Below are 25,192 nucleotides of genomic sequence, written 5' to 3'. Positions count from 1 at the left end.
CCGACATGAAAAATAAACTACTTAGTGGAATGGTGTTGTTCATGCTTTCGGCCTCGGTGATGGCGCAGCAATCCTTTAGCACACCTGACCAGGCAACCGATGCACTTGCCAAAGCCATTAGTGAGCAAAATGAGAGCGCGATGAGCAGCCTGCTTGGCGATAACTGGCGCGATTTTCTGCCGCCGGAAGGCGTTGATCCGAATGCTGTCGATCGTTTCCTGCGCGACTGGAAGGTTCATCATAGCACCGTCATTGACGGTGATACGGCGCATCTGGTTGTCGGAGACAGCAACTGGCAACTGCCGATCCCGGTTGTCAAAACCACTTCCGGCTGGCGATTTGACATGCTTGAAGCTGCCGAAGAGATCCAGACCCGCGAAATTGGCCGCAACGAACTCGCCGCCATTGAGGCATTACACGCCTATGTAGATGCTCAGCAGAGCTATTTTGCGATGAACCAAAAATACGCGCAAAAGATTGTCAGTTCTGATGGGAAAAAGGATGGTCTGTACTGGCCAGTTTCGCCCGGCGAAGCACCAAGCCCGCTTGGCCCAGCCTTCAGTCCACAGGAGCCTGGTACGGGCTATCACGGCTATCGTTTTCGTATCCTTCCCGACAAAAGCAGCGGATTTGCTATGGTTGCCTGGCCTGTTAGCTATGGTCAGACGGGCGTCATGAGCTTTGTGATAAACCAGGACGACAAGGTGTACCAGTCCGATCTCGGCAGTGATTCTGATCAGAAAGCTCGGGCGCTGTCCACCTATAGCCCAGATAAAAGCTGGCAGCCCGTCGCCCCCTGAGTAACGTCAACGGACCACATTTTATAAGCCGGGTAAGGCGAAGTAGCCACCCGGCTACTCAATTTAAATTACAGGATATTAGCGACGGATTTCGCCAGTTGCGCTTCCAGAACCGGCTTCGCTTCTTCGAATTTCAGGTTCACCTTGTTGGCATTAGACACGACGCGGGTTTGGTATTTTGCGCGATCGCCCTGTGCGCTGCTGGTTTGCAGCTTGATACCGGATGTGCCCTGACGCAGTGCGGCAACGTTATCCGTCGTCACTTTCGCTTTGCTACGCTCGGAGATCTGCAGGTCAGTAACCATGGTGTAATTCACATCTTCTACCATGGCATCCGCGGCCATACCGATCAGTCCCGCCGCCAGGCCAACACCCAGCGCCGCGCCGGAGGAGTTGCTGTTATAAGCAGTAATCCCCGCGCCCAGAGCCGCCCCCATCGCCGCCCCTTCATAGCCGGTCTTCAGGAATCCCTGAGCTTCACGCAGATCCATTTTGTCCGCTTTCAGAACGTTCGCCTGTACCCAGTAGTATGCGCTGTCCGGTGAACTGGTCACCTTATAGCCCTTTGCTGAGAGATCATTTGCCAGCAGAGTTTGCAGGTTGCTCATGTCTTTATCAGAAGTGTTTTTTACCTGAATGTAGACGGTCTTCTCGCTGGAAGGCTCCAGCCAGATGGTTTCGCTCATCTGCGTTTTCACTTCAAGATTACGTTTTTTAACGGCAGTAGTCATGGCACCACAACCGGTCAGCGTCATTGTCGCGACAACCATGCCAACAACCGCGATTTTTTTTAAAGACATGTTTTTTCCTTTTTTCGTGTAATAAGAGTCCAGAGCCTCTTCTCCGTGCGACCAGTAGCCACACAATGGCGAAAAAAGTATCGGCAGTTGCGCAATTTTTTTTAGCGAAAATATCAATAAGATGACTACCAGAACAGGTAGCTTTAGGTCAAAAAAAACGCCTCAGAAGAGGCGTTTTCACAAAGCGGGAAGATTACTTCTTCTTCGCTTTCGGGTTTGGCAGGTCGGTGATGCTACCTTCGAACACTTCTGCCGCCAGACCCACAGACTCATGCAGAGTCGGGTGCGCGTGGATGGTCAGCGCGATGTCTTCAGCGTCACAACCCATTTCGATCGCCAGACCGATTTCGCCCAGCAGCTCGCCGCCGTTAGTACCGACAATCGCACCACCGATAACACGGTGAGACTCTTTGTCGAAAATCAGTTTGGTCATACCGTCCGCGCAGTCGGAGGCGATAGCACGGCCAGAAGCAGCCCACGGGAAGGTGGCGGTTTCGTAGCTGATGCCTTTTTCTTTTGCTTCTTTCTCGGTCAGGCCAACCCATGCCACTTCTGGTTCAGTGTAGGCGATGGATGGGATAACTTTCGGATCGAAGTAGTGTTTCTTACCGGCGATAACTTCAGCGGCAACGTGACCTTCGTGAACACCTTTGTGCGCCAGCATCGGCTGACCGACGATATCGCCGATAGCAAAGATGTGCGGCACATTGGTGCGCAGCTGTTTGTCAACGCGGATGAAGCCACGGTCATCAACTTCCACGCCCGCTTTGCCCGCGTCGAGGTTTTTGCCGTTCGGTACACGACCGATTGCCACCAGTACGGCGTCGTAACGCTGTGCTTCAGCAGGCGCTTTTTTGCCTTCCATGGAAACGTAGATGCCGTCTTCTTTCGCTTCAACGGCGGTCACTTTAGTTTCCAGCATCAGGTTGAATTTCTTGCTGATGCGTTTAGTGAAGACTTTAACCACGTCTTTATCGGCAGCCGGGATAACCTGGTCGAACATTTCAACCACGTCGATCTCTGAACCCAGCGCATGGTACACGGTACCCATTTCCAGACCAATGATACCGCCGCCCATAACCAGCAGGCGTTTAGGAACGGTTTTCAGTTCCAGCGCATCAGTGGAATCCCACACGCGCGGATCTTCATGCGGAATGAATGGCAGTTCGATCGGACGGGAACCCGCCGCGATGATCGCGTTGTCGAAGTTGATCACGGTTTTGCCGTTTTCGCCTTCAACTTCCAGGGTGTTCGCCCCGGTGAATTTACCCAGACCGTTAACCACTTTCACTTTACGGCCTTTAGCCATACCAGCCAGACCGCCGGTCAGCTGAGTGATAACTTTTTCTTTCCAGGTACGAATCTTGTCGATATCGGTTTTCGGCTCGCCAAAAACGATACCGTGTTCAGCCAGCGCTTTGGCTTCTTCGATAACTTTTGCTACGTGCAGCAGCGCTTTAGAAGGGATACAGCCGACGTTCAGACAAACACCACCGAGGGTGCTGTAACGTTCTACGATGACGGTCTCCAGACCTAAATCTGCGCAACGGAAGGCAGCAGAGTAACCTGCAGGGCCTGCCCCAAGTACCACGACCTGAGTTTTGATTTCAGTGCTCATCATGACCTCTTAATTTATACCCGTCGTCCACCGGGTCGTTCTATCCGCCCGTATTTTACAAAATTGTTAACAATTTTGAAACAACAAACGGCAACCGATTTGTCTTTCGCACAATAACCTCACTGACTTCATGAGATTACCAGAAAAAAGCCGGCCGTCGGGCCGGCTTTTTCGCTTACATCACCAGGCGGCGAATGTCAGACAGCATGTTGTTGATGATGGTAATAAAGCGCGCACCATCCGCACCGTCGATTACGCGGTGGTCGAAGGAGAGCGAAATCGGCATCATCAGACGCGGCATAAACTCTTTACCGTTCCACACTGGCTCCATAGAGGACTTGGAGACACCGAGGATAGCCACTTCCGGCGCGTTCACAATCGGCGCGAAGTGGGTAGTACCCAGGCCGCCGATGCTGGAGATAGTGAAGCAACCGCCCTGCATTTCGCCAGCGGTCAGCTTGCCATCACGCGCTTTCTTGGAGATCACGGTCAGTTCACGAGACAGCTCGGTAATGCTCTTCTTGTTCACGTCTTTGAAGACCGGAACCACCAGACCATTCGGCGTATCTACCGCCACACCGATGTTGATGTATTTTTTCAGAGTCAGGCGCTGACCGTCTTCAGACAGAGAGCTGTTGAAGCGTGGCATCTGTTCCAGAGCAGCGGCAACGGCTTTCATGATGAAGACCACTGGGGTGAATTTCACGTCCAGTTTACGTTTCTCAGCTTCGGCGTTCTGTTGTTTACGGAACGCTTCCAGATCGGTGATATCGGTCTTATCGAAGTGCGTAACGTGCGGGATCATCACCCAGTTACGGCTCAGGTTAGCACCAGAGATTTTCTGGATACGGCCCAGTTCCACTTCTTCGATTTCGCCGAACTTGCTGAAGTCCACTTTCGGCCAAGGCAGCATACCCGGGATACCACCGCCTGCTGCTGCAGTCGGAGCCGCTTCAGCACGCTTGATAGCATCTTTCACGTAAGCCTGAACGTCTTCACGCAGGATACGACCTTTGCGGCCAGACCCTTTCACTTTCGCCAGGTTAACACCAAATTCGCGCGCCAGGCGACGAATCAGCGGCGTAGCGTGGACGTAAGCGTCGTTCTCAGCAAATTCAGATTTGCTTTCTGCTTTCGCTGCCGCAGCAGGTGCTGCTGCTTGTGCAGGTGCAGCGGCCGGAGCCGGAGCCGCAGCTTGCGCAGGAGCGGCTGCCGGTGCTGCGCCTTCTACTTCGAAGACCATAATCAGAGAACCGGTTTTCACTTTGTCGCCGGTGCTGATTTTGATTTCTTTTACGGTACCGGCGAACGGTGCCGGAACTTCCATAGAGGCTTTGTCGCCTTCTACGGTGATCAGTGACTGCTCAGCGGCAATTTTATCGCCCACTTTCACCATCACTTCAGTGACTTCAACTTCGTCACCGCCGATGTCCGGTACGTTAACGTCTTTCGAACCAGAAGCCGCTGGAGCCGCTGCAGCTGCCGGAGCGGCAGCCTGAGCCGGTGCGGCAGCAGGCGCTGCGCCCGCCACTTCGAAGACCATAATCAGGGAACCGGTAGACACTTTGTCGCCGGTGTTGATTTTGATCTCTTTAACGGTACCCGCGAACGGCGCCGGAACTTCCATGGAAGCCTTGTCACCTTCAACGGTGATCAGAGACTGTTCAGCCGCAACGGTGTCGCCCACTTTAACCATGACTTCGGTAACTTCAACTTCGTCACCACCGATGTCCGGTACGTGGACTTCTTTCGCCGCTGCCGCAGCAGGTGCTGCAGGCGCACTCGCAGCTTCTTTCTTCTCTTCTGCCGGAGCAGGTGCAGCAGCTGCTGCACCGTCGGCGGAATCGAAAATCATGATCAGTTTGCCGGTCTCAGTTTTGTCGCCAACAGAGACTTTGATCTCTTTAACGATACCAGCCTGAGGAGACGGAACTTCCATAGAGGCCTTGTCGCCTTCTACGGTGATCAGCGACTGTTCAGCTTCAACTTTGTCGCCCACTTTGACCAGGATCTCGGTGATTTCAACTTCATCAGCCCCGATGTCCGGTACATTGATTTCGATAGCCATTATTCTTTTACCTCTTACGCCAGACGCGGGTTAACTTTATCTGCATCGATGTTGAATTTGATGATTGCGTCAGCAACCACTTTCTTATCGATTTCGCCACGTTTAGCCAATTCGCCCAGGGCCGCTACAACCACATAGGAAGCATCAACTTCGAAGTGGTGACGCAAGTTTTCACGGCTGTCAGAGCGACCGAAGCCGTCAGTACCCAGTACGCGATAGTCATCAGCCGGTACATAAGTACGAACCTGTTCGGCAAACAGTTTCATATAGTCAGTAGATGCCACTGCCGGCGCGTCGTTCATCACCTGAGCGATGTACGGAACGCGAGGCGTTTCCATCGGGTGCAGCATGTTCCAGCGCTCACAATCCTGGCCATCACGCGCCAGTTCAGTGAAGGAAGTGACGCTATACACGTCAGAGCCTACGCCGTAGTCGTTCGCCAGGATCTGCGCAGCTTCACGGACGTGACGCAGGATAGAACCGGAGCCCAGCAGCTGAACTTTACCTTTCTTACCTTCGAGGGTTTCGAGTTTGTAGATACCTTTACGGATACCTTCCTCGGCACCTGCTGGCATGGCCGGCATGTGGTAGTTTTCGTTCAGCGTGGTGATGTAGTAGTAAACGTTCTCTTGTTTCTCACCGTACATACGCTCCAGACCATCGTGCATGATGACCGCAACTTCGTACGCGTAAGACGGATCGTAAGAGATACAGTTCGGGATAGTCAGAGACTGAATATGGCTGTGACCATCTTCGTGCTGCAGACCTTCGCCATTCAGCGTCGTACGACCGGAAGTACCACCGATCAGGAAGCCGCGAGCCTGTTGGTCGCCTGCCTGCCAGCACAGGTCACCGATACGCTGGAACCCAAACATGGAGTAGTAGATGTAGAACGGGATCATCGGCAGATCGTTGGTGCTGTAAGAGGTCGCAGCAGCCAACCAGGATGCGCCAGCACCCAGCTCGTTGATACCTTCCTGCAGGATCTGACCTTTCTCGTCTTCTTTGTAGTAAGCAACCTGCTCACGGTCCTGCGGGGTGTACTGCTGGCCGTTCGGGCTGTAAATACCGATCTGGCGGAACAGGCCTTCCATACCGAAAGTACGTGCTTCGTCAGCGATGATCGGCACCAGACGATCTTTGATCGACTTGTTCTTCAGCATCACGTTCAGTGCACGAACGAAAGCGATAGTGGTGGAGATTTCTTTGTTCTGCTCTTCCAGCAGCGCGCCGAAGTCTTCCAGAGCCGGCAGTTCCAGCTTCTCGGTGAAGTTCGGCTGACGAGCAGGCAGGTAGCCGTGCAGTTTCTGACGCTGAGCGTGCAGGTAGGTGTGCTCTTCAGAACCTTCCGGGAAGGTGATGTAAGACAGGTTTTCAACCTGCTCATCGGTCACAGGAACGTTGAAACGGTCGCGGATGTAACGCACGCCGTCCATGTTCATTTTCTTAACCTGGTGAGCGATGTTTTTACCTTCGGCGGTGTCACCCATGCCGTAACCTTTGATGGTATGGGCGAGGATTACAGTTGCTTTGCCTTTGGTTTCCTGTGCTTTTTTCAGCGCAGCGTAGACTTTCTTCGGATCGTGACCACCGCGGTTCAGAGCCCAAATCTGCTCGTCAGTCCAGTCAGCAACCAGCGCTGCGGTTTCCGGGTATTTACCGAAGAAGTGCTCACGTACGTATGCGCCGTCTTTGGATTTGAAGGTCTGGTAGTCGCCATCAACGGTTTCGTTCATCAGTTGGATCAGTTTACCGCTGGTGTCTTTACGCAGCAGCTCATCCCAACGACCGCCCCACATGACTTTGATAACGTTCCAGCCAGCACCTGCGAAGATGCCTTCCAGTTCGTTAACAATCTTGCCGTTACCGGTGACCGGGCCGTCAAGACGCTGCAGGTTACAGTTGATTACAAAGACCAGGTTGTCCAGTTTTTCACGGGTGGCGATGGTGATCGCACCTTTAGATTCTGGCTCATCCATCTCACCGTCGCCCAGGAAGGCGTAAACGGTTTGTTTAGAGGTATCTTTCAGGCCACGGTGTTCCAGATACTTCAGGAATTTAGCCTGGTAGATAGCACCGATTGGACCCAGACCCATAGATACGGTCGGGAACTGCCAGAATTCAGGCATCAGTTTCGGGTGCGGGTAGGAAGACAGGCCTTTGCCATGAACTTCCTGACGGAAGTTGTTCATCTGCTCTTCAGTCAGACGACCTTCCAGGAATGCGCGTGCGTAGATGCCCGGAGAGATGTGGCCCTGGAAGTAAATCAGGTCGCCGCCATCCTGCTCGTTGCGTGCACGGAAGAAGTGGTTGAAGCAAACATCATATACCGTAGCGGAGGACTGGAAGGATGCCATGTGACCACCCAGCTCGAGGTCCTTTTTAGACGCACGCAGTACGGTCATGATGGCGTTCCAGCGAATTGCAGAACGAATACGACGTTCCAGCTCCAGATTGCCCGGGTATTCCGGTTCATCTTCAACGGCAATAGTGTTTACATAATTGCTTGCCCCTGCACCTGCCGCTACTTTCACGCCGCCTTTGCGAGCTTCTGAAAGCAGTTGGTCGATCAGATACTGAGCACGCTCAACACCTTCTTCACGGATGACCGATTCGATCGCCTGTAGCCAGTCGCGAGTTTCGATCGGATCCACGTCATTTGGGAAACGTTCTGACATGGGGGTATTCCTTATCTATCTAATACGTTGAGTTATCTGGAACCTGTCCCATTGCGTTCTCGCCAGAGAACGCAATAAGACAGGTTCTGCGTTTAGTTGCCGCGCACTTTAATTGGCGCTTGATTTACAACATCTTCTGGTTAACGTTCTACCAGAAAAATCACTAATTCTTTCGTTGCTCCAGGCGGCGTAAGGCGCGTTCACGACGACTTTCCTCACGACTTCTGTCTAGCAGAATCTCTTCGATAAAGGCCAGGTGACGGTGAGACGCTTCACGCGCATCAATAGGCTTCCCAGCGATAATTGCTTCAAAGATACGGGTACGGTGACTGCTTACCAGCGGCAACATCTCGCGACGCGCATACAGCAATTCGAAGTTTTGCCGAACGTTCTGGGCCAGCATTGGCTCCATACACCTTAGCAAATGGAGCAGCACCACATTATGCGCCGCTTCGGTGACAGCAATTTGATACTGCAGTACCGCATCAGATTCGCCGTCAAGATCGCCGGACTGTTGAGCCAGCTCGATCGCATGGTGGAGTTCACGGATTCGCGTTTTGTCTTCATCCGTGCTGCGCAGTGCAGCGTAATAGGCTGCAATACCTTCCAGCGCATGGCGCGTCTCAAGCAGGTCAAACTGGGATTCAGGATGGTCGGAGAGCAGCTCTACCAGTGGGTCGCTAAAGCTTTGCCACAGGCTGCTCTGAACAAAAGTGCCACCGCCCTGACGACGAAGCAGTAACCCCTTCGCTTCAAGGCGTTGGATCGCCTCGCGTAAGGAGGGGCGGGAGACGTCGAACTGCTTTGCCAGCTCGCGTTCCGGTGGGAGTTTTTCTCCGGGGCGAAGTGTCCCCTCAAGAATTAAAAACTCCAGCTGCTGCTCAATCACATCGGAGAGTTTTGGTTGGCGGATTTTGCTGTAGGCCATGATTTCCTGTCTTAAGCCATTTGCCCGGAGTCAATTGGTCTTACCAATTTCATGTTCTTGACGCTAAAGTAACAAAGTATTCACCTTCTGTCCATACAGGTTTTGATTGAAATCAGTAAAGGGGGCATATTTTAACAACATTACAGATATAACGTTTCAAACATGTAACTATGCACAAATGTTAAATTTACCCACCCCGAGGTAGTTTTAACGGAATTGAAACGAAAAGTTATCTCATCTGAACCGATTCACCAGCTTATTTATCGATATTTCAATTACAAATAATGAATAGAAATTCAAAATGGAAATTTTGAGGTAGATAAACTCGCATTTACAAATGGTTTCTTTTTATTCAACTCGATAGCTTCCCCGCATAAAGCAGGTGCATTCGCGCTCGCATATCATTATTCTGATCAAGACAAAAGTATTAAGGCAACATTTTATCAAAAGCATCTGTAAACAAATTAATACAACAAACGGAATTGCAAACTTACACACGCATTGCTGCGTAGTTCAAAAAATAAGTACTCGAAAGATGAAGAGTAAAACCACACACGAGGTTTAATGATGGAAAGTCAACAGCATGGCGATCAGCTCAAGCGCGGTCTTAAGAACCGCCATATACAGCTAATCGCGCTGGGTGGCGCGATTGGTACCGGGTTATTCCTCGGTAGCGCATCCGTTATCCAGTCTGCAGGACCGGGTATTATTCTGGGTTACGCTATTGCCGGCTTTATCGCCTTTTTGATTATGCGCCAGCTTGGTGAAATGGTGGTTGAAGAGCCGGTAGCAGGCTCCTTTAGTCACTTTGCTTATAAATACTGGGGGAGTTTTGCGGGTTTCGCCTCTGGCTGGAACTACTGGGTGCTGTACGTTCTGGTTGCCATGGCTGAGCTGACGGCTGTCGGTAAATATATCCAGTTCTGGTACCCGGAGATCCCAACCTGGGCCTCTGCGGCAGCTTTCTTCGTGATTATCAACGCCATCAACTTGACCAACGTAAAAGTGTTTGGTGAGATGGAGTTCTGGTTTGCTATTATTAAAGTCATTGCCGTAGTCGCGATGATCATCTTCGGCGGCTGGCTGTTATTCAGCGGCAACGGCGGGCCGCAGGCCAGCGTCAGTAACCTGTGGAACCAGGGTGGCTTCCTGCCGCACGGCTTCACCGGTCTGGTGATGATGATGGCGATTATTATGTTCTCTTTCGGTGGGCTGGAGCTGGTCGGGATCACCGCAGCAGAAGCCGATAACCCGGAGCAAAGTATTCCCAAAGCCACCAACCAGGTTATCTACCGTATCCTGATTTTCTATGTGGGCTCGTTGGCTGTTCTGCTTTCCCTGATGCCATGGACGCGCGTCACGGCTGATACCAGCCCGTTTGTCCTCATTTTCCACGAACTGGGCGATACGTTTGTTGCCAATGCGCTGAACATCGTGGTGCTGACCGCCGCTCTTTCTGTCTATAACAGCTGCGTTTACTGCAACAGCCGCATGCTGTTCGGTCTTGCACAGCAGGGCAACGCGCCAAAAGCGCTGATGAATGTCGACAAACGCGGCGTACCGGTGAACACCATTCTGGTTTCCGCGCTGGTTACGGCTCTGTGTGTGCTGATCAACTATCTGGCGCCAGAATCCGCCTTTGGTCTGCTGATGGCGCTGGTGGTTTCCGCGCTGGTGATCAACTGGGCAATGATCAGCCTGGCGCACATGAAGTTCCGCAAAGCCAAACAGCAGCAGGGGGTTACCACCCGCTTCCCGGCTCTGCTCTATCCGCTGGGTAACTGGGTATGCCTGATTTTCATGGCCGCAGTACTGGTGATTATGCTGATGACGCCGGGCATGGCGATCTCAGTGTACTTAATCCCGGTATGGATTGCTGTTCTTGGCATTGGTTACCTGTTCAAGCAGAAAACCGCCGGCACAGTTAAAGCACATTAATTTTCCCTCCCCCACCTGCACCAGGTGGGGGTTGTTACCTGCCTCACACTTTCCCACTCATGACTGTTTAGTCCATATCAGCGGCGTTATCCTGCAACGCAAAAACACCGGTACCAGACAATAATTCTCTCCATATCTCATTCATGGAGTGCAGTTGATGGAAACCAGTAAGCTCACGGTGAAAGAAAAGATCGGCTATGGAATGGGCGACGCCGGATGCAACATCATTTTTGGCGCCATCATGTTGTTTGTTAACTATTTTTATACAGATATTTTTGGTCTGGCGCCTGCCCTGGTCGGCGTATTACTGCTCTCAGTACGCGTTATTGATGCCGTTACCGATCCCATTATGGGCGCAATGGCCGACCGTACGCGCAGCAAATATGGTCGATTTCGTCCATGGTTATTGTGGATGGCTTTCCCGTACGCATTATTCAGCGTACTGATGTTTACCACCCCGGAGTGGACATATAACAGCAAAGTTATCTATGCCTTTGTCACCTACTTCCTGCTCTCAATTACCTACACAGCGATCAATATCCCCTATTGCTCTCTCGGCAGCGTCATCACCAACGATCCGCAAGAACGCGTCGCCTGCCAGTCATATCGCTTTGTATTGGTAGGAATTGCAACTCTGCTGCTCTCCCTCACTCTGCTGCCAATGGCGGACTGGTTCGGTGGAGAAGACAAAGCCAAAGGGTATCAAATGGCGATGGCGGTACTGGCCTTCATCGGCATGTGTATGTTCCTGTTTTGCTTTGCAACCGTCCGTGAGCGTGTACGTCCTGCCGTCCCGACTAACGACGATTTAAAAGCCGATCTGAAAGACGTATGGAAGAACGATCAATGGGTAAAAATTCTGCTGTTAACCCTGTGCAACGTCTGTCCGGGCTTTATTCGCATGGCCGCCACCATGTACTACGTGACCTGGGTTATGCAGCAGAGTACGCAATTTGCGACATTGTTTATCAGCCTTGGCGTTATAGGCATGATGATCGGCAGCATGTTGGCGAAGGTGTTAACCGATCGCTGGTGCAAACTGAAAGTCTTCTTCTGGACCAACATCATCCTGGCGATTTTCTCCGCAGCGTTTTACTTCTTCGATCCGAAAGCCACCATGATGATTATGCTGCTCTACTTCCTGCTCAACATCCTGCATCAGATCCCATCCCCGCTGCACTGGTCGCTGATGGCGGATGTCGATGACTACGGCGAGTGGAAAACCGGTAAGCGCATCACTGGAATCAGCTTCTCCGGCAACCTGTTCTTCCTGAAACTGGGCCTGGCGATTGCCGGAGCGATGGTTGGCTTCCTGCTTTCCTGGTACGGCTACGACGCAGGGGCGAAAGCGCAAAGCGACTCCGCTATTAACGGCATTATGCTGCTGTTTACCATCATACCTGGCGTAGGCTACCTGATTACCGCAGGCGTGGTTCGTCTGCTGAAAGTTGACCGCGAGTTTATGCAGCAAATCCAGACAGATTTAGAAAAGCGCCGCGCCAACTATCGTGAACTGAATGAATACCACGAGATAAAAACAACAGAAACCGTAAGGAAAGCCTGATGAATCAGTGGCCTAATCCCTTTATTGAACAACGTGCCGATCCGTTTATTTTACGTGACGGTAGCCACTATTATTTCATTGCTTCAGTGCCCGAATACGATCGACTGGAGATCCGCCGGGCTGACTCGCTGGAAGGGCTGCGCACCGCCTTCCCGGTTGTCGTCTGGCGCAAACCAGAAAGTGGTCCCATGAGCCAGCTCATCTGGGCGCCTGAAATCCATCATCTGGCTGGTAAGTGGTACATCTATTTTGCCGCCAGCCACACACAGACGCTCGACAAGCAGGGAATGTTTCAGCACCGTATGTTTGCGCTCGAATGCGCGGACAGCGATCCGCTGGCAGGTATTTGGACAGAAAAAGGCCAGATTAAAACGCAGTTTGATACCTTCGCACTTGATGCCACCACCTTTAACCATCAGGGAAAACAGTGGTATCTGTGGGCGCAGAAATCGCCCGATATTGCCGGGAACTCCAATATCTATCTTGCTGAGATGGAAAACCCATGGACGATTAAAGGTGAGCCGGTGATGCTCAGCCATCCAGAATATGACTGGGAATGTCGGGGTTTTTGGGTCAACGAAGGTCCGGCGGTCATGGTTCACGGCGACAAGCTGTTTATCAGTTATTCTGCCAGCGCCACCGATGAGAATTACTGTATGGGATTATTGTGGATTGACCTCAATGCCGATCCGCTCAACCCACAGCACTGGCACAAATCACCACGCCCGGTCTTTACCACCAGCTACGAAAACCGCCAGTTCGGCCCTGGGCACAACAGTTTTACGCAAACGCCGGAAGGTGAAGATGTGCTGGTGTACCACGCCAGAAATTACACCGAAATCGAGGGCGATCCGCTGTACGACCCAAACCGCCATACGCGTCTGAAGCTCGTGCGCTGGGACAAAAACGGAATGCCTGATTTTGGCATCCCGCCAGCGGATACGTATTGAGTCATTGCACCGTTATCCGGTCTACATATGCGCCAGACCGGATAACGCGGTTACGTCGCAATCCCGGCTACAATCGCTAGATCAGCGTGCCATAAATTGTCAGCAGCGCAATGACCACCACCACCACAAACGAGGTTTTCTTCGCCATTGAAACAGCGGCTTTTGGCGTTTCGACTTTATCGGTATGGGGTTCGCGCGCCAGAGAAAACTGCGCCAAACGAGTAAGCACCTGGTATTGCGAAGTATGGAGATCAGCAAGCGATGCAAACCAGGCAGGCAGCGCTTTCTCGCCGTGTCCTAACAGCGCATAGACCACGCCCGCCAGACGCACCGGGATCCAGTCCAGCACATGCAGGATCGCATCGATACCCGATTGCAGACGCTGGTGCGGCGTCTGATAGCGCGCCAGCCAGGACTGCCAGGCACGTAAAAAAGCATAACCCACCAGCGTCACTGGTCCCCACGGACCACCGACAATCAGCCAGAATAACGGCGCCAGGTAAAAGCGAAAGTTGTTCCATAACAGCGCATTCTGCAGTTCACGCAAAAACTCACGCTCATCGCAGTCCGGCGGAACCCCATGAATAAGTGTCAGCTCGCTGGCCATCGCCTCACGAGCGTGAGCGTCAGCGCGGGCAGCCGCGTTCAAATATGCATGATAATGAAGACGCGTCTTGCCAGCGCCGATGCACAGCAAGCCAATTACGATCCACGCCACCAGTAAGGGCACGTTAAACAGTAGCCCATGGAGTGCACGTAGCAGCAGGAACGTCACCCCCATCGCAATCAGGACCATGCCTACCGTACGCATCATCGAGAAATGCTTAACCCGGCGGAAAAGAACTTCAACCCGGTGATCAAGCTGCCAGTGCTCACCCAGCTTAAAAAGGCGTTCAACAATCAACACCAGTAATGTTGTAAACAGCGTCATGTCATCTCCTTGTCCGACGAGGGGGTGACCAGGGCGCGAAACCTTGCCCAGTCAAATGAGGGCCCGGGATCGGTCTTACGCTCGGGCGCAATATTGCAATGTCCTGTCATATTGTTGGCAATGGCCGGATAACGTGTAATCAGGGCGTTCGTCACAGCGGCCAGTTGCCGGTACTGCGCATCGGTATAGGCCAGCGTATCCGTCCCTTCCAGCTCAATACCAATTGAGAAATCATTACAGCGTTCACGACCCTGATAGCTCGAGACGCCAGCATGCCAGGCGCGTTTATTAAAGGGGACATACTGCACGATTTCACCGTCACGGCGAATCAAACAATGGGCAGAAACGCGCAAATGGGCGATTCCGGCAAAATAAGGATGGGCATTGGGATCAATCGTGCCCGTAAACAGCGCGTCGATCCACGGGCCGCCAAACTCACCGGGCGGCAGGCTGATATTATGCACCACCAGCAGAGAAGGGGTTTCGTCATCCGGGCGGCAATCATAATGAGGAGAGGGAACGCGTCGCGCCTCTGCCAGCCAGCCCTCGTCTAACAACATGCAGAATCTCCTTATTGGTGGTGCTCATATCAGGTTCAGGGTAGCATGTTTCCACCTTATGATTCGTTAGCAATTTGGAGTTTTATCATGCCGCCTCGCCGCTATAACCCTGACTACCGACGTGACGCGCTGTTGGAACGCATAAATCTCGATATCCCTGCCGCTGTAGCTCAGGCGCTGCGTGAAGATTTAGGCGGAGAAGTTGATGCCAATAACGATATCACCGCACAGCTTTTACCCGAAGACATGCGCTCCCACGCTACCGTCATTACCCGCGAAGATGGCGTTTTTTGTGGGAAACGTTGGGTGGAAGAGGTCTTTATTCAACTGGCGGGCGATGATGTCAACATCACCTGGCATGTCAAAGATGGCGACAGCATTAAGGCTAATCAGCCACTGTTTGAACTGGACGGCCCTTCCCGCGTACTGCTGACCGGCGAACGTACCGCGCTTAATTTTGTGCAGACGCTTTCCGGTGTGGCGAGCGAAGTACGTAAATACGTCGACCTGCTGGCGGGGACAAAAACCCAGCTTCTGGATACGCGTAAAACCCTGCCGGGTCTGCGTACCGCGCTGAAATACGCCGTATTGTGCGGCGGCGGCGCAAATCATCGTCTGGGGCTTTCTGACGCTTTCCTGATCAAGGAAAACCACATTATTGCGTCTGGCTCGGTACGTCAGGCCGTGGAAAAAGCCTTCTGGCTGCACCCGGATGTGCCGGTTGAAGTCGAAGTCGAAAGCCTGGATGAACTGGACGACGCGCTGAAAGCCGGGGCTGACATCATAATGCTTGATAACTTCGAAACTGACCAAATGCGTGAAGCAGTAAAACGCACCAACGGCCAGGCGCGTCTGGAAGTGTCGGGTAACGTCACCCACGAAACGCTGCGCGAATTTGCCGAAACAGGCGTGGATTTCATCTCTGTTGGCGCGTTGACCAAGCACGTTCGCGCGCTCGATCTCTCCATGCGTTTTCGCTAATTGCTGTTTGTATTGCCCGATGGCGCTTTGCTTATCGGGCCATTCTGCATGCCGGAGAAGGCGTTTTCGCCGTTATCCGGCAGTTTCTTCGAGCCTCTTCGCAAATACGTTGTTTGATTCTGTAATCTCGTAAAAATCCTCGGAACCCGCCTTCCCATTCAGTTATTTGCCTCTCGCCGTGGCCCAGAGCGTTTGCCAAAGTAGCGCCAGCTAACTCAAGGAGCGAACGATGGACAAGCAACGAGGATTCACGCTTATCGAACTTATGGTGGTCATTGGCATTATTGCCATTCTTAGCGCCATCGGCATTCCGGCTTATCAAAACTATCTGCGCAAAGCCGCGCTGACCGACATGCTGCAAACCTTTGTTCCCTATCGCACGGCAGTTGAGCTTTGTGCGCTGGAGCATGGCGGGACAGAAACCTGCGATGCCGGAACCAATGGCATTCCTTCTCCAACCACCACCCGATATGTCTCCGCCATGAGCGTGGAAAAAGGCATTGTCAGCCTCAGCGGGCAGGAAAGCCTGAACGGGCTAAGCATCACCATGGCGCCGGGTTGGGACGATGCAAACGGCATTACTGGCTGGAGTCGTAACTGCGTCATCCAGAATGACAGCGCATTGCAACAGGCCTGCGAAGACGTTTTTCGTTTCGATATCAACTAAGGAAAAGAGATGAATACCACCCAACTTACAGCGCTGTGCCAACGTTATCAGGCCACATTACTGGATGCAGATAATGAAGTGGTGCACATCGCCGTCGTGGAGGCCCCATCCCACGAGCTACTGGACGCACTGCATTTTGCGACTACCCGACGCATCGACATTGTTTGCTGGACGCGTCAGCAAATGGAAGGCCACACGCATACGCCACGCAAAATGCTCCCGACGGTCGTCACTAAAAGCAGTGCCAGCGCCGCAGACTTGCTGAATCAGACGTTCCAATCCGCTCTGGTGCAACGGGCTTCTGATATTCATTTTGAGCCAGCGGAAAGTCACTATCGGATCAGATTACGTGTGGATGGCGTACTGCATGTTTTACCGGAAGTCACAATCGAGATGGGTATCGCTATTACCGCAAGGTTAAAAGTTTTAGGCAGTCTGGATATTGCCGAGCATCGACTTGCGCAAGACGGACAATTTACCGTTGAGATTTCAGGAGAATCGGTCTCTTTTCGCATCGCCACCCTGCCCTGTCGCTTCGGCGAAAAAGTAGTGCTGCGGCTACTTCATCAGGTCAATCAAACGCTGGAACTCACTGCGCTGGGAATGCAGGACGCGCAGTTAGCAGCATTTTCACAGGCGTTGCAGCAGCCTCAAGGGCTGATTCTGGTCACCGGCCCCACAGGAAGCGGTAAAACGGTCACGCTGTACAGTGCGCTGCAAACCCGAAACACCCCGCAGGTGAATCTTTGCAGCGTGGAAGATCCGGTAGAGATCCCGATCGCCGGGCTTAACCAGACTCAAATTCATCCCCGCGCCGGTCTCACTTTTCAGGGCGTATTGCGCGCTCTGCTGCGCCAGGATCCCGACATTATCATGGTGGGTGAAATCCGCGATGGCGAAACGGCTGAAATAGCCCTTAAAGCCGCACAAACCGGTCATCTGGTGCTATCAACACTGCATACCAATTCCACCACTGAAACGCTGGTACGCCTGCAGCAAATGGGGGTTGCTCGCTGGATGATCGCCTCCGCGCTGACGCTCGTTATTGCCCAGCGGTTGGTAAGAAAACTGTGTCCCCACTGCCGACAACGTCTGGAAAAACCAATCACGCTCCCCAAAGCTGCCTGGCCTACGCCACTGCCACGTTGGCAAGCCGCTGGCTGCGAACACTGCTATCACGGATTTTATGGCCGTACCGCATTGTTTGAAGTGCTTCCCGTTACGCCCGCATTGCGCCAAAGCATCGCCAACGGGACGTCAGTAGACGCAGTAGAATCGGCTGCGCAGCAATTGGGGATGAGTACGCTGTTTGAAAATGGCTGTCAGGCCGTCGAACAAGGGCTAACAACATTTGAAGAGCTGATCCGCGTACTGGGCATGCCCCATGTCAGCTAAACAGCTTTGGCGCTGGCAAGGTATTAGCAACGAAGGTCATCCACAGGAAGGCGTACTGTGGGCTGATACCCGCCCCTCATTGATACTTGCTCTCGAACAACTGCATATTACGCCACTGCGCATTAACCGTATGCACATCAAAACTTCACACTGGAGTCGCGACAGAAGCGCCGAAACCGTACATCAACTGGCAACATTACTGAAAGCAGGACTAACGCTCTCGGCAAGCTTAACTCTGCTGGCTGAACAGCATCCGAGCAGCCAGTGGCAGGCGCTACTGCGCACGCTGGCTCACGATATGGAGCAGGGGATTTCGCTCTCCACCTCGCTATCGCAATGGCAACACGTTTTTCCGCCGCTTTATCAGGCAATGATCCGCACCGGAGAGCTTACGGGTAAGCTGGACGACTGCTGTTTTGAACTCGCGCGCCAGCAAAAGAATCAACAGCAGCTCGCTGATAAAGTGAAAAAAGCCCTGCGCTATCCGATTATCATCATCACGATGGCAATGATGGTCGTATTTGCGATGTTGCAGTTTGTACTCCCTGAGTTTGCCGCCATCTACCGGACGTTCAACACTCCGCTACCGGTACTTACTCAGTGGATTATTGCCATCGCGCACTTTAGCAGCCAATGGGGATGGCTGGCAGTAGTATTCAGCATGGTTGCGGCTGCGGTATATCACTTGATAAAACAACAACCCTACTGGCTTATTCTGCGCCAGAAATTTCTGCTCGGTCTTCCGGTCATTGGGCCAATGGTGAGAGGGCAAAAACTCACGCAAATCTTCACTGTTCTGGCATTAACGCAAAATGCAGGTATTCCTTTTCTGCAAGGCCTTGAGAGCGTAGCTGAAACGCTGGACAACCCTTTCTGGTCGCAACGATTAATACAAGTACATCACAACATCAGCGCCGGAAAACCCATCTGGTTAGCGCTTAAAAATTGTGGTGAATTCAGCCCATTGTGTATACAACTGGTCAGAACAGGTGAAGCATCCGGCTCGCTGGATGCCATGCTGAGTAATCTGGCCCATCACCACGGCGATAAAACCTTGTCTCAGGCGGAGAATCTGGCTGCGCTACTTGAGCCTGCGCTGCTGATCGTTACGGGGGTGATTATCGGTACGTTGGTCGTCGCGATGTATTTACCGATTTTTCATTTGGGAGATGCGATGAGCGGGGTGGGATGACGCTGGCGCGAAGAACGCGCCAGCTATCATATTACAGGCTATTGAAAACGCGGTTTTCTTGTTCCTGTACACGAATAAACGTTGTACGTTTGGTCAGCTCTTTCAGACGGGAAGCACCGACATAGGTACAAGCAGAGCGCAGGCCGCCGAGGATATCGCGAGCGGTATTATCAACCGGGCCGCGCAGAGGCAGCTTAACGGTTTTACCTTCCGCTGCGCGGTACTGCGCAACGCCACCAACGTGACGCGTCATGGCAGATTCAGAGCTCATACCGTAGAACAGCATGAATTTCTCGCCGTTTTCTTCAACAATTTTGCCGCCGCTTTCTTCATGACCAGCTAACATACCGCCGAGCATAACGAAGTCTGCACCGCCGCCAAACGCTTTTGCCACGTCGCCAGGCATCGTGCAACCACCGTCGCTGACAATCATGCCCCCCAGACCGTGAGCAGCATCGGCACATTCAATAACCGCCGAAAGTTGCGGATAGCCAACACCGGTTTTTACACGCGTGGTACATACAGAACCCGGGCCAATGCCGACTTTAACAATGTCCGCGCCGGAAAGTACCAGCTCTTCGCACATTTCTCCGGTGACCACATTACCCGCACAAATCGTTTTTGTCGGCCATGCTTCACGTGCTTTCGACACAAACTGAACAAAATGCTCTGAGTAGCCATTTGCCACATCAATGCAGATAAAGTTCAGCGCTGGGTTGAGCGCCAGAATCTGTTTGGTTTTTTCGAAGTCTGCGTCAGACGTGCCGGTTGAAACCATTACGTGTTTGAGTACATCGGCAGAAGTCTCTGCGATGAATGCGGCCCAGTCTTCAACAGAATAGTGTTTGTGCACAGCGGTCAGGATGTCGAAGGATGCCAGCGCCGTTGCCATGGCAAACGTACCGACAGTGTCCATGTTCGCGGCAATAATGGGAACGCCGGACCAGGTCTGACCTGAATGCTTAAAGGTAAATTGACGTTCCAGCTCAACATCGGAACGGCTTTTGAGAGTAGAACGCTTAGGGCGGATAAGAACGTCTTTGAAACCTAACTTCAGATCTTCTTCGATACGCATGTGCGGATTCCTGGGGTTAATGGCGAAAAATCGAAACTCACAACTCCAGTGACGCTATCATACGCACTAATCAATGCCGCGCAAGACTGCGAAATTCTCTTTTTTTACGCTACAATCCCATAAATTTACCTGGCGAATAGCAGGTTAATCCTGCAGCAGCCTCGCCTTCGCACGCTTAACTTTTAACTGTTTGATAATCAAACTTAAACTCCGGGATCTGCATCTATGAGGTATACGGTAGCCTTAACCGGCGGCATTGGCAGTGGTAAAAGCACCGTTGCAAATGCGTTCGCTGACCTCGGAATAAACGTCATTGATGCAGATATTATTGCGCGCCAGGTGGTTGAACCCGGCACACCCGCCCTTAAGGCGATTGAAGAACATTTTGGTTCCGAGGTGATTGCCGCAGACGGCTCGTTGCAGCGACGCATTTTACGCGAACGCATTTTTTCCGCCCCAGAGGAGAAAAAATGGCTGAATGCCCTGCTCCATCCGCTTATTCAGCAGGAAACGCAGCGCCAGTTTCAGCAAGCGACGTCCCCTTATCTGTTGTGGGTTGTACCTTTGCTGGTGGAAAATTCGCTGTATAAAAAAGCCAACCGCGTACTGGTGGTAGATGTTAACCCCGATACACAGCTCAGACGCACTATGCAGCGTGATGACGTCACGCGTGAGCATGTGGAACAAATTCTTGCTGCTCAGGCAACGCGTGAAGCGCGTTTGGCCGTGGCAGACGATGTTATTGATAATAATGGCGCACCGGAAGCCATCGCTTCGGATGTCGCCCGCCTGCACGCGCTCTATTTGCAATGCGCGTTGCAGTTTGTCTCACAGGAAAAACCGTAATGCACACCCAGGTCCTTTTTGAACACCCTCTCAATGAGAAGATGCGTACATGGCTGCGCATTGAGTTTTTAATCCAACAGCTCTCCGTTAATTTACCCATTGCGGACCATGCAGGTGCACTGCATTTTTTCCGTAATATCGGAGATTTACTGGATGTATTTGAACGCGGTGAAGTCCGTACCGAACTCCTCAAAGAGCTGGAAAGACAACAGCGTAAACTCCAGGCCTGGGTTGAAGTTCCCGGCGTCGATCAAAGCAGGATCGACGCTTTGCGCCAGCAGTTAAAAAGCGCAGGCAGCATTCTGATTTCGGCCCCGCGGATTGGACAAACGCTGCGCGAAGATCGTCTGATTGGCCTCGTGCGTCAACGTTTAAGCATTCCTGGCGGGTGCTGCAGTTTCGATCTGCCAACCCTGCATATCTGGTTACATTTACCGCAATCACATCGCGACGCGCAGGTTGAAACCTGGCTTGCCAGCCTGAATCCGCTCAATCAGGCGCTGTCGCTGGTGCTGGATTTAATTCGCAACTCTGCGCCGTTTCGTAAGCAAACCAGCCTGAATGGTTTTTACCAGGACAACGGCGAAGATGCGGATCTTCTTCGCTTGCAGCTGCCGCTTGATTCGCAGCTTTATCCGCAAATCTCTGGTCATAAGAGCCGTTTTGCCATTCGCTTTATGCCGCTGGATAGCGAGAATGGCCAGGTGCCTGAGCGTCTAGATTTTGATCTGGCGTGCTGTTAAGGAGTCAACATGTCTGAACAAACCATCGTCAACTGCCCAACCTGCGGCAAACCCGTCGTGTGGGCTGAAGTCAGTCCGTTTCGCCCATTCTGCAGCAAGCGCTGCCAGTTAATCGATCTCGGTGAGTGGGCTGCAGAAGAGAAACGTATCCCAAGCTCAGGCGACTTGTCGGAAAGCGACGACTGGAGTGAAGAACAGAAGTAATTCAACTAAAACGTAGGGCGGGCAAGCGTACAGCCCGTCCTAATTTGCCGGATACGGCGTTACCTTATCCGGCTTACGCGCGACGAACACCATTAACCAGCAATCAGCTTTTCAATGACCGGTGCATTCGCAGGCGGGAAATCTTCCGCATTCAAAGCATGTTGCCCAATCCACTGCGCTGGCTGCCCCTCTTTTCCCCATGGCTCTCCTTCCCAGCTTTCAACCAGCCAGAACCACAGCGTGATATGTCTGTCCGGAAACTGATACTCCAGCTTTTCGAACAACGAGCTTTGAGTCGGCGTAATACCAACTTCTTCCTGTAGCTCGCGAACCAGCGCCTGTTCCGGCGTTTCGCCCGCTTCTATTTTTCCGCCGGGGAACTCCAGCTTATTTGCCATGTGGGCATCCGCCGCACGCTGGGTGATAAAAATTTCATGTTGCGGATTACGAATAATTCCGACGGCGATCTGCAGTATTTTCATCTTTATTGTCCATAAAAAAGGCGCAGAATTCTGCGCCTTTTCAGTAAGTTATTTTCTTAGCTCAGACGGCCATGGCACTGTTTGTATTTTTTGCCGGAACCGCAAGGACACGGATCGTTACGACCCACTTTACGATCGCCGGTTTGTGCCGCCAGCTCTTCTGCCGCAGCAGAATCATCACCTTTATGGCTCAGTTGCTGCATCTGCGCTAAACGTTCAGCTTCTTCGCGACGCTGCTGCTCCATCGCTTCTACTTCTTCAGGCATACGCACCTGAACTTTGCTCAGGGTGCTGATCACTTCGTACTTCAGTGATTCCAGCATTGATGCAAACATAGAGAAGGATTCACGCTTGTATTCCTGTTTCGGATCTTTTTGCGCATAACCACGCAGGTGGATACCCTGACGCAGATAGTCCATCGCCGCAAGGTGCTCTTTCCACAGGGAGTCGAGAGTTTGCAGCATCACGCCTTTTTCAAAGTGACGCATCATCTCCGCGCCCACAACTTCTTCTTTACGCTGATAAACTTCAACGGCGTTTGCCAGAATTCGTTCGCGCAGCGTTTCTTCGTGCAGCTCAGGCTCCTTATCCAGCCACTCTGAAATCGGCATATCCAGATCGAAGTCGTTTTTCAGACGTTCCTGCAGACCCGGGATATCCCACATTTCTTCCAGAGATTGTGGCGGAATATAGGCATCAATCGTTGCTTTGAAGACATCTTCACGGATGCTGTTGATGGTTTCGCTAACGTCAGATACGTCCAGCAGTTCGTTACGCTGGGTGTAGATTGCGCGACGCTGGTCGTTGGCGACATCATCATATTCCAGCAATTGCTTACGAATGTCGAAGTTGCGACTTTCCACTTTACGCTGCGCGTTAGCAATCGCTTTGGTGACCCACGGGTGTTCAATCGCTTCACCTGGCTTCATACCCAGTTTACGCATCATGCCGGACACGCGGTCAGAGGCAAAAATACGCATCAGCGCATCTTCCATTGACAGATAGAAACGAGAAGAACCCGCATCCCCCTGACGACCAGAACGACCACGCAGCTGGTTATCGATACGGCGAGATTCATGACGCTCAGTACCAATAATATGTAAACCACCGGCAGCTAACACTGCGTCATGGCGAACCTGCCAGGCGGCTTTGATCTGCGCGATTTGTTCCGGAGTCGGGTTTTCCAGCTCGGCAACTTCCGCCTGCCAGCTACCGCCCAGCACGATATCGGTACCACGACCCGCCATGTTAGTGGCGATTGTCACGGCCGACGGGTAACCCGCCTGCGCGACGATATCCGCTTCGCTGGCGTGGAACTTGGCGTTCAAAACGTTATGTTTGATACCAGCTTTGGTCAGTTCGTTAGAGACCACTTCAGATTTTTCAATAGAGATAGTACCCACCAGCACCGGCTGGCCATTTGCGGTACGTTCTTTAATATCTTCAATGATCGCCTGAATTTTTTCCGCTTCAGTCATGTACACCAGATCCGGTAAATCCTTACGAATCATCGGACGGTTGGTCGGCACAACCACGGTATCCAATTTGTAGATGGAGCTGAATTCAAAGGCTTCAGTATCAGCGGTACCGGTCATACCGGCCAGTTTTTCATACAAACGGAAGTAGTTCTGGAAGGTAATGGATGCCAGCGTCTGGTTCTCGTTCTGGATATCAACACCTTCTTTGGCTTCAACGGCCTGGTGCAGACCATCAGACCAGCGACGGCCCTGCATAGTACGGCCGGTGTGTTCGTCGACGATGATAACTTCGCCGTCTTTTACGATGTAGTCGACATCGCGGGTAAACAGCACATGCGCGCGCAGTGCGGCAGTCACGTGGTGCATCAGCATAATGTTGCCAGGAGAGTACAGAGACTCGCCTTCATCCATAATGCCTTCGTTAACCAGCAGCTCTTCAATCAGTACCAGACCACGTTCGGTCAGGTTAACCTGGCGCGCTTTCTCATCAACAGAGAAGTGGCCTTCCCCCTGGAACGTGTCGGAATCTTCCTTCTCCTGACGAATCAGGTGTGGGATGATTTTGTTCACTTTTTTATACATTTCCGAGCTGTCTTCAGCCGGACCGGAAATGATCAGCGGCGTACGCGCTTCATCGATCAGGATGGAGTCGACTTCATCGACCAGCGCATAATGCAGTTTACGCTGAACACGCTCTTCCGGGCTAAACGCCATGTTGTCGCGCAGGTAGTCAAAACCGTATTCGTTGTTAGTACCGTAGGTAATATCAGCATTGTAGGCCTCACGCTTGGCTGGCGCTGGCAGGCCAGACATGTTGATCCCTACGGTCATGCCGAGGAATTCAAACAGCGGGCGGTTATTTTCGGCGTCACGCTGAGCCAGATAGTCGTTCACGGTCACCACGTGTACACCCTTCCCGCTCAATGCGTTCAGGTAGGCAGGCAGCGTCGCGGTCAAGGTTTTACCTTCACCGGTACGCATTTCCGCGATACAGCGATCGTTAAGCACCATGCCGCCGAGCAGCTGGACGTCGAAGTGACGCATGCCGAATACGCGCTTACTCGCTTCACGGACCACCGCGAACGCTTCCGGGATTAGGCTCTCAACGCTGGCGCCTTTTTCCAGACGGGCGCGGAATTCAGCGGTCTTCGCTTTCAGTTCATCATCGGAGAGTTTTTCCATCTCCGGTTCCATTGCGTTGATAACATTGACCACTTTACGCATACGACGCAGCGTACGCTCGTTACGGCTACCGAATACTTTTGTTAATAATTTGATTAGCATAATAAAATCT

At 52.3% G+C, this 25,192-nt stretch carries 21 protein-coding genes; 11 read left to right on the top strand and 10 right to left on the bottom strand.

Annotation, left to right across the window (positions count from 1 at the left end; translation table 11 throughout):
* Positions 1–5 precede the first annotated feature (5 nt).
* Complete coding sequence (locus On2M_RS04645) at positions 6–800, top strand: DUF2950 family protein (RefSeq protein WP_187253728.1); 795 nt, start codon at positions 6–8, stop codon at positions 798–800.
* 68 nt (positions 801–868) lie between these two features.
* Here the strand turns inward: On2M_RS04645 and traT are convergent, their stop codons facing one another.
* From traT to pdhR, 5 genes are all read right to left on the bottom strand, one after another.
* A complete protein-coding gene (traT, locus tag On2M_RS04640) occupies positions 869–1,600 on the bottom strand; it encodes a conjugal transfer complement resistance protein TraT (RefSeq protein ID WP_032940388.1) in 732 nt (243 codons plus the stop codon).
* Between the two features lie 193 nt (positions 1,601–1,793).
* Positions 1,794–3,218 carry a dihydrolipoyl dehydrogenase gene (gene lpdA, locus On2M_RS04635; protein ID WP_003018686.1) on the bottom strand — a complete coding sequence of 475 codons (1,425 nt, stop codon included), beginning with the start codon at positions 3,216–3,218 and terminating at the stop codon, positions 1,794–1,796.
* A gap of 175 nt (positions 3,219–3,393) precedes the next feature.
* Positions 3,394–5,286, bottom strand: a complete 1,893-nt coding sequence (aceF, locus tag On2M_RS04630; RefSeq protein WP_187253727.1) for a pyruvate dehydrogenase complex dihydrolipoyllysine-residue acetyltransferase — start codon at positions 5,284–5,286, stop codon at positions 3,394–3,396.
* Positions 5,287–5,300: 14 nt separating this feature from the next.
* Entirely contained in the window at positions 5,301–7,964 is a 2,664-nt protein-coding gene (gene aceE / locus On2M_RS04625; RefSeq protein ID WP_040229997.1) for a pyruvate dehydrogenase (acetyl-transferring), homodimeric type, read from the bottom strand.
* A gap of 163 nt (positions 7,965–8,127) precedes the next feature.
* On the bottom strand, positions 8,128–8,892 hold the full coding sequence (gene pdhR, locus On2M_RS04620; protein ID WP_151216752.1) for a pyruvate dehydrogenase complex transcriptional repressor PdhR: 765 nt from the start codon (positions 8,890–8,892) through the stop codon (positions 8,128–8,130).
* A gap of 564 nt (positions 8,893–9,456) precedes the next feature.
* Here pdhR and aroP point away from each other — a divergent pair.
* The 3 genes from aroP (at position 9,457) to On2M_RS04605 (ending at position 13,344) form a co-directional block, all read left to right on the top strand.
* Positions 9,457–10,830, top strand: coding sequence for an aromatic amino acid transporter AroP (gene aroP / locus On2M_RS04615; protein WP_187253726.1), 1,374 nt, complete (start codon positions 9,457–9,459; stop codon positions 10,828–10,830).
* A gap of 157 nt (positions 10,831–10,987) precedes the next feature.
* Entirely contained in the window at positions 10,988–12,394 is a 1,407-nt protein-coding gene (locus On2M_RS04610; protein ID WP_151216751.1) for an MFS transporter, read from the top strand.
* Positions 12,394–13,344 (top strand): family 43 glycosylhydrolase, encoded by a 951-nt coding sequence (locus On2M_RS04605; RefSeq protein WP_187253725.1) that lies wholly within the window; start codon positions 12,394–12,396, stop codon positions 13,342–13,344. The genes On2M_RS04610 and On2M_RS04605 overlap by 1 nt, the downstream gene beginning before the upstream one ends.
* 76 nt (positions 13,345–13,420) lie before the next feature.
* Here On2M_RS04605 and ampE read toward each other — a convergent pair whose 3' ends face one another.
* Complete coding sequence (gene ampE, locus On2M_RS04600; protein WP_151224556.1) at positions 13,421–14,275, bottom strand: beta-lactamase regulator AmpE; 855 nt, start codon at positions 14,273–14,275, stop codon at positions 13,421–13,423.
* Positions 14,272–14,835 carry a 1,6-anhydro-N-acetylmuramyl-L-alanine amidase AmpD gene (gene ampD, locus On2M_RS04595; protein WP_151216748.1) on the bottom strand — a complete coding sequence of 188 codons (564 nt, stop codon included), beginning with the start codon at positions 14,833–14,835 and terminating at the stop codon, positions 14,272–14,274. Before ampD ends, ampE begins: the two co-directional genes overlap by 4 nt.
* 87 nt (positions 14,836–14,922) lie before the next feature.
* Here ampD and nadC point away from each other — a divergent pair, with 87 nt between their 5' ends.
* From nadC to hofC, 4 genes are all read left to right on the top strand, one after another.
* Positions 14,923–15,816: a carboxylating nicotinate-nucleotide diphosphorylase gene (gene nadC, locus On2M_RS04590; RefSeq protein ID WP_187253724.1), complete on the top strand. Its 894-nt coding sequence runs from the start codon at positions 14,923–14,925 to the stop codon at positions 15,814–15,816.
* 229 nt (positions 15,817–16,045) lie between these two features.
* The gene (gene ppdD, locus On2M_RS04585) at positions 16,046–16,483 is read left to right on the top strand and encodes a prepilin peptidase-dependent pilin (RefSeq protein WP_151216747.1); all 438 of its coding nucleotides are present in this window, start codon (positions 16,046–16,048) and stop codon (positions 16,481–16,483) included.
* Between the two features lie 9 nt (positions 16,484–16,492).
* Positions 16,493–17,878 carry a type II secretion system protein GspE gene (gspE, locus tag On2M_RS04580; RefSeq protein ID WP_210904434.1) on the top strand — a complete coding sequence of 462 codons (1,386 nt, stop codon included), beginning with the start codon at positions 16,493–16,495 and terminating at the stop codon, positions 17,876–17,878.
* Positions 17,868–19,070: a protein transport protein HofC gene (hofC, locus tag On2M_RS04575; RefSeq protein WP_210904433.1), complete on the top strand. Its 1,203-nt coding sequence runs from the start codon at positions 17,868–17,870 to the stop codon at positions 19,068–19,070. Before gspE ends, hofC begins: the two co-directional genes overlap by 11 nt.
* A gap of 31 nt (positions 19,071–19,101) precedes the next feature.
* Here the strand turns inward: hofC and On2M_RS04570 are convergent, their stop codons facing one another.
* Positions 19,102–20,145 carry a GMP reductase gene (locus tag On2M_RS04570; protein WP_003018732.1) on the bottom strand — a complete coding sequence of 348 codons (1,044 nt, stop codon included), beginning with the start codon at positions 20,143–20,145 and terminating at the stop codon, positions 19,102–19,104.
* Positions 20,146–20,370: 225 nt separating this feature from the next.
* Between On2M_RS04570 and coaE the strand changes: the two genes are divergently transcribed.
* Genes coaE through yacG form a run of 3 tightly spaced genes read left to right on the top strand, consistent with a single transcriptional unit; the run spans position 20,371 to position 21,938 of the window.
* Positions 20,371–20,991 carry a dephospho-CoA kinase gene (gene coaE / locus On2M_RS04565; protein WP_210904432.1) on the top strand — a complete coding sequence of 207 codons (621 nt, stop codon included), beginning with the start codon at positions 20,371–20,373 and terminating at the stop codon, positions 20,989–20,991.
* Positions 20,991–21,734, top strand: a complete 744-nt coding sequence (zapD, locus tag On2M_RS04560) for a cell division protein ZapD (protein ID WP_151216745.1) — start codon at positions 20,991–20,993, stop codon at positions 21,732–21,734. The genes coaE and zapD overlap by 1 nt, the downstream gene beginning before the upstream one ends.
* Positions 21,735–21,743: 9 nt before the next feature.
* Entirely contained in the window at positions 21,744–21,938 is a 195-nt protein-coding gene (yacG, locus tag On2M_RS04555) for a DNA gyrase inhibitor YacG (RefSeq protein WP_003018740.1), read from the top strand.
* A gap of 92 nt (positions 21,939–22,030) precedes the next feature.
* On the opposite strand, the gene mutT is transcribed toward yacG, so the two are convergent.
* Positions 22,031–22,420 carry an 8-oxo-dGTP diphosphatase MutT gene (mutT, locus tag On2M_RS04550; RefSeq protein WP_151216744.1) on the bottom strand — a complete coding sequence of 130 codons (390 nt, stop codon included), beginning with the start codon at positions 22,418–22,420 and terminating at the stop codon, positions 22,031–22,033.
* A 56-nt stretch (positions 22,421–22,476) separates the two neighbouring features.
* Complete coding sequence (gene secA / locus On2M_RS04545; protein WP_151216743.1) at positions 22,477–25,182, bottom strand: preprotein translocase subunit SecA; 2,706 nt, start codon at positions 25,180–25,182, stop codon at positions 22,477–22,479.
* Positions 25,183–25,192: the final 10 nt, after the last annotated feature.

The sequence above is a fragment of the Citrobacter sp. On2M genome (assembly GCF_018035235.1).
GTDB lineage: Bacteria > Pseudomonadota > Gammaproteobacteria > Enterobacterales > Enterobacteriaceae > Citrobacter > Citrobacter meridianamericanus.
This window is presented reverse-complemented; position numbering and strand designations above follow the sequence as displayed.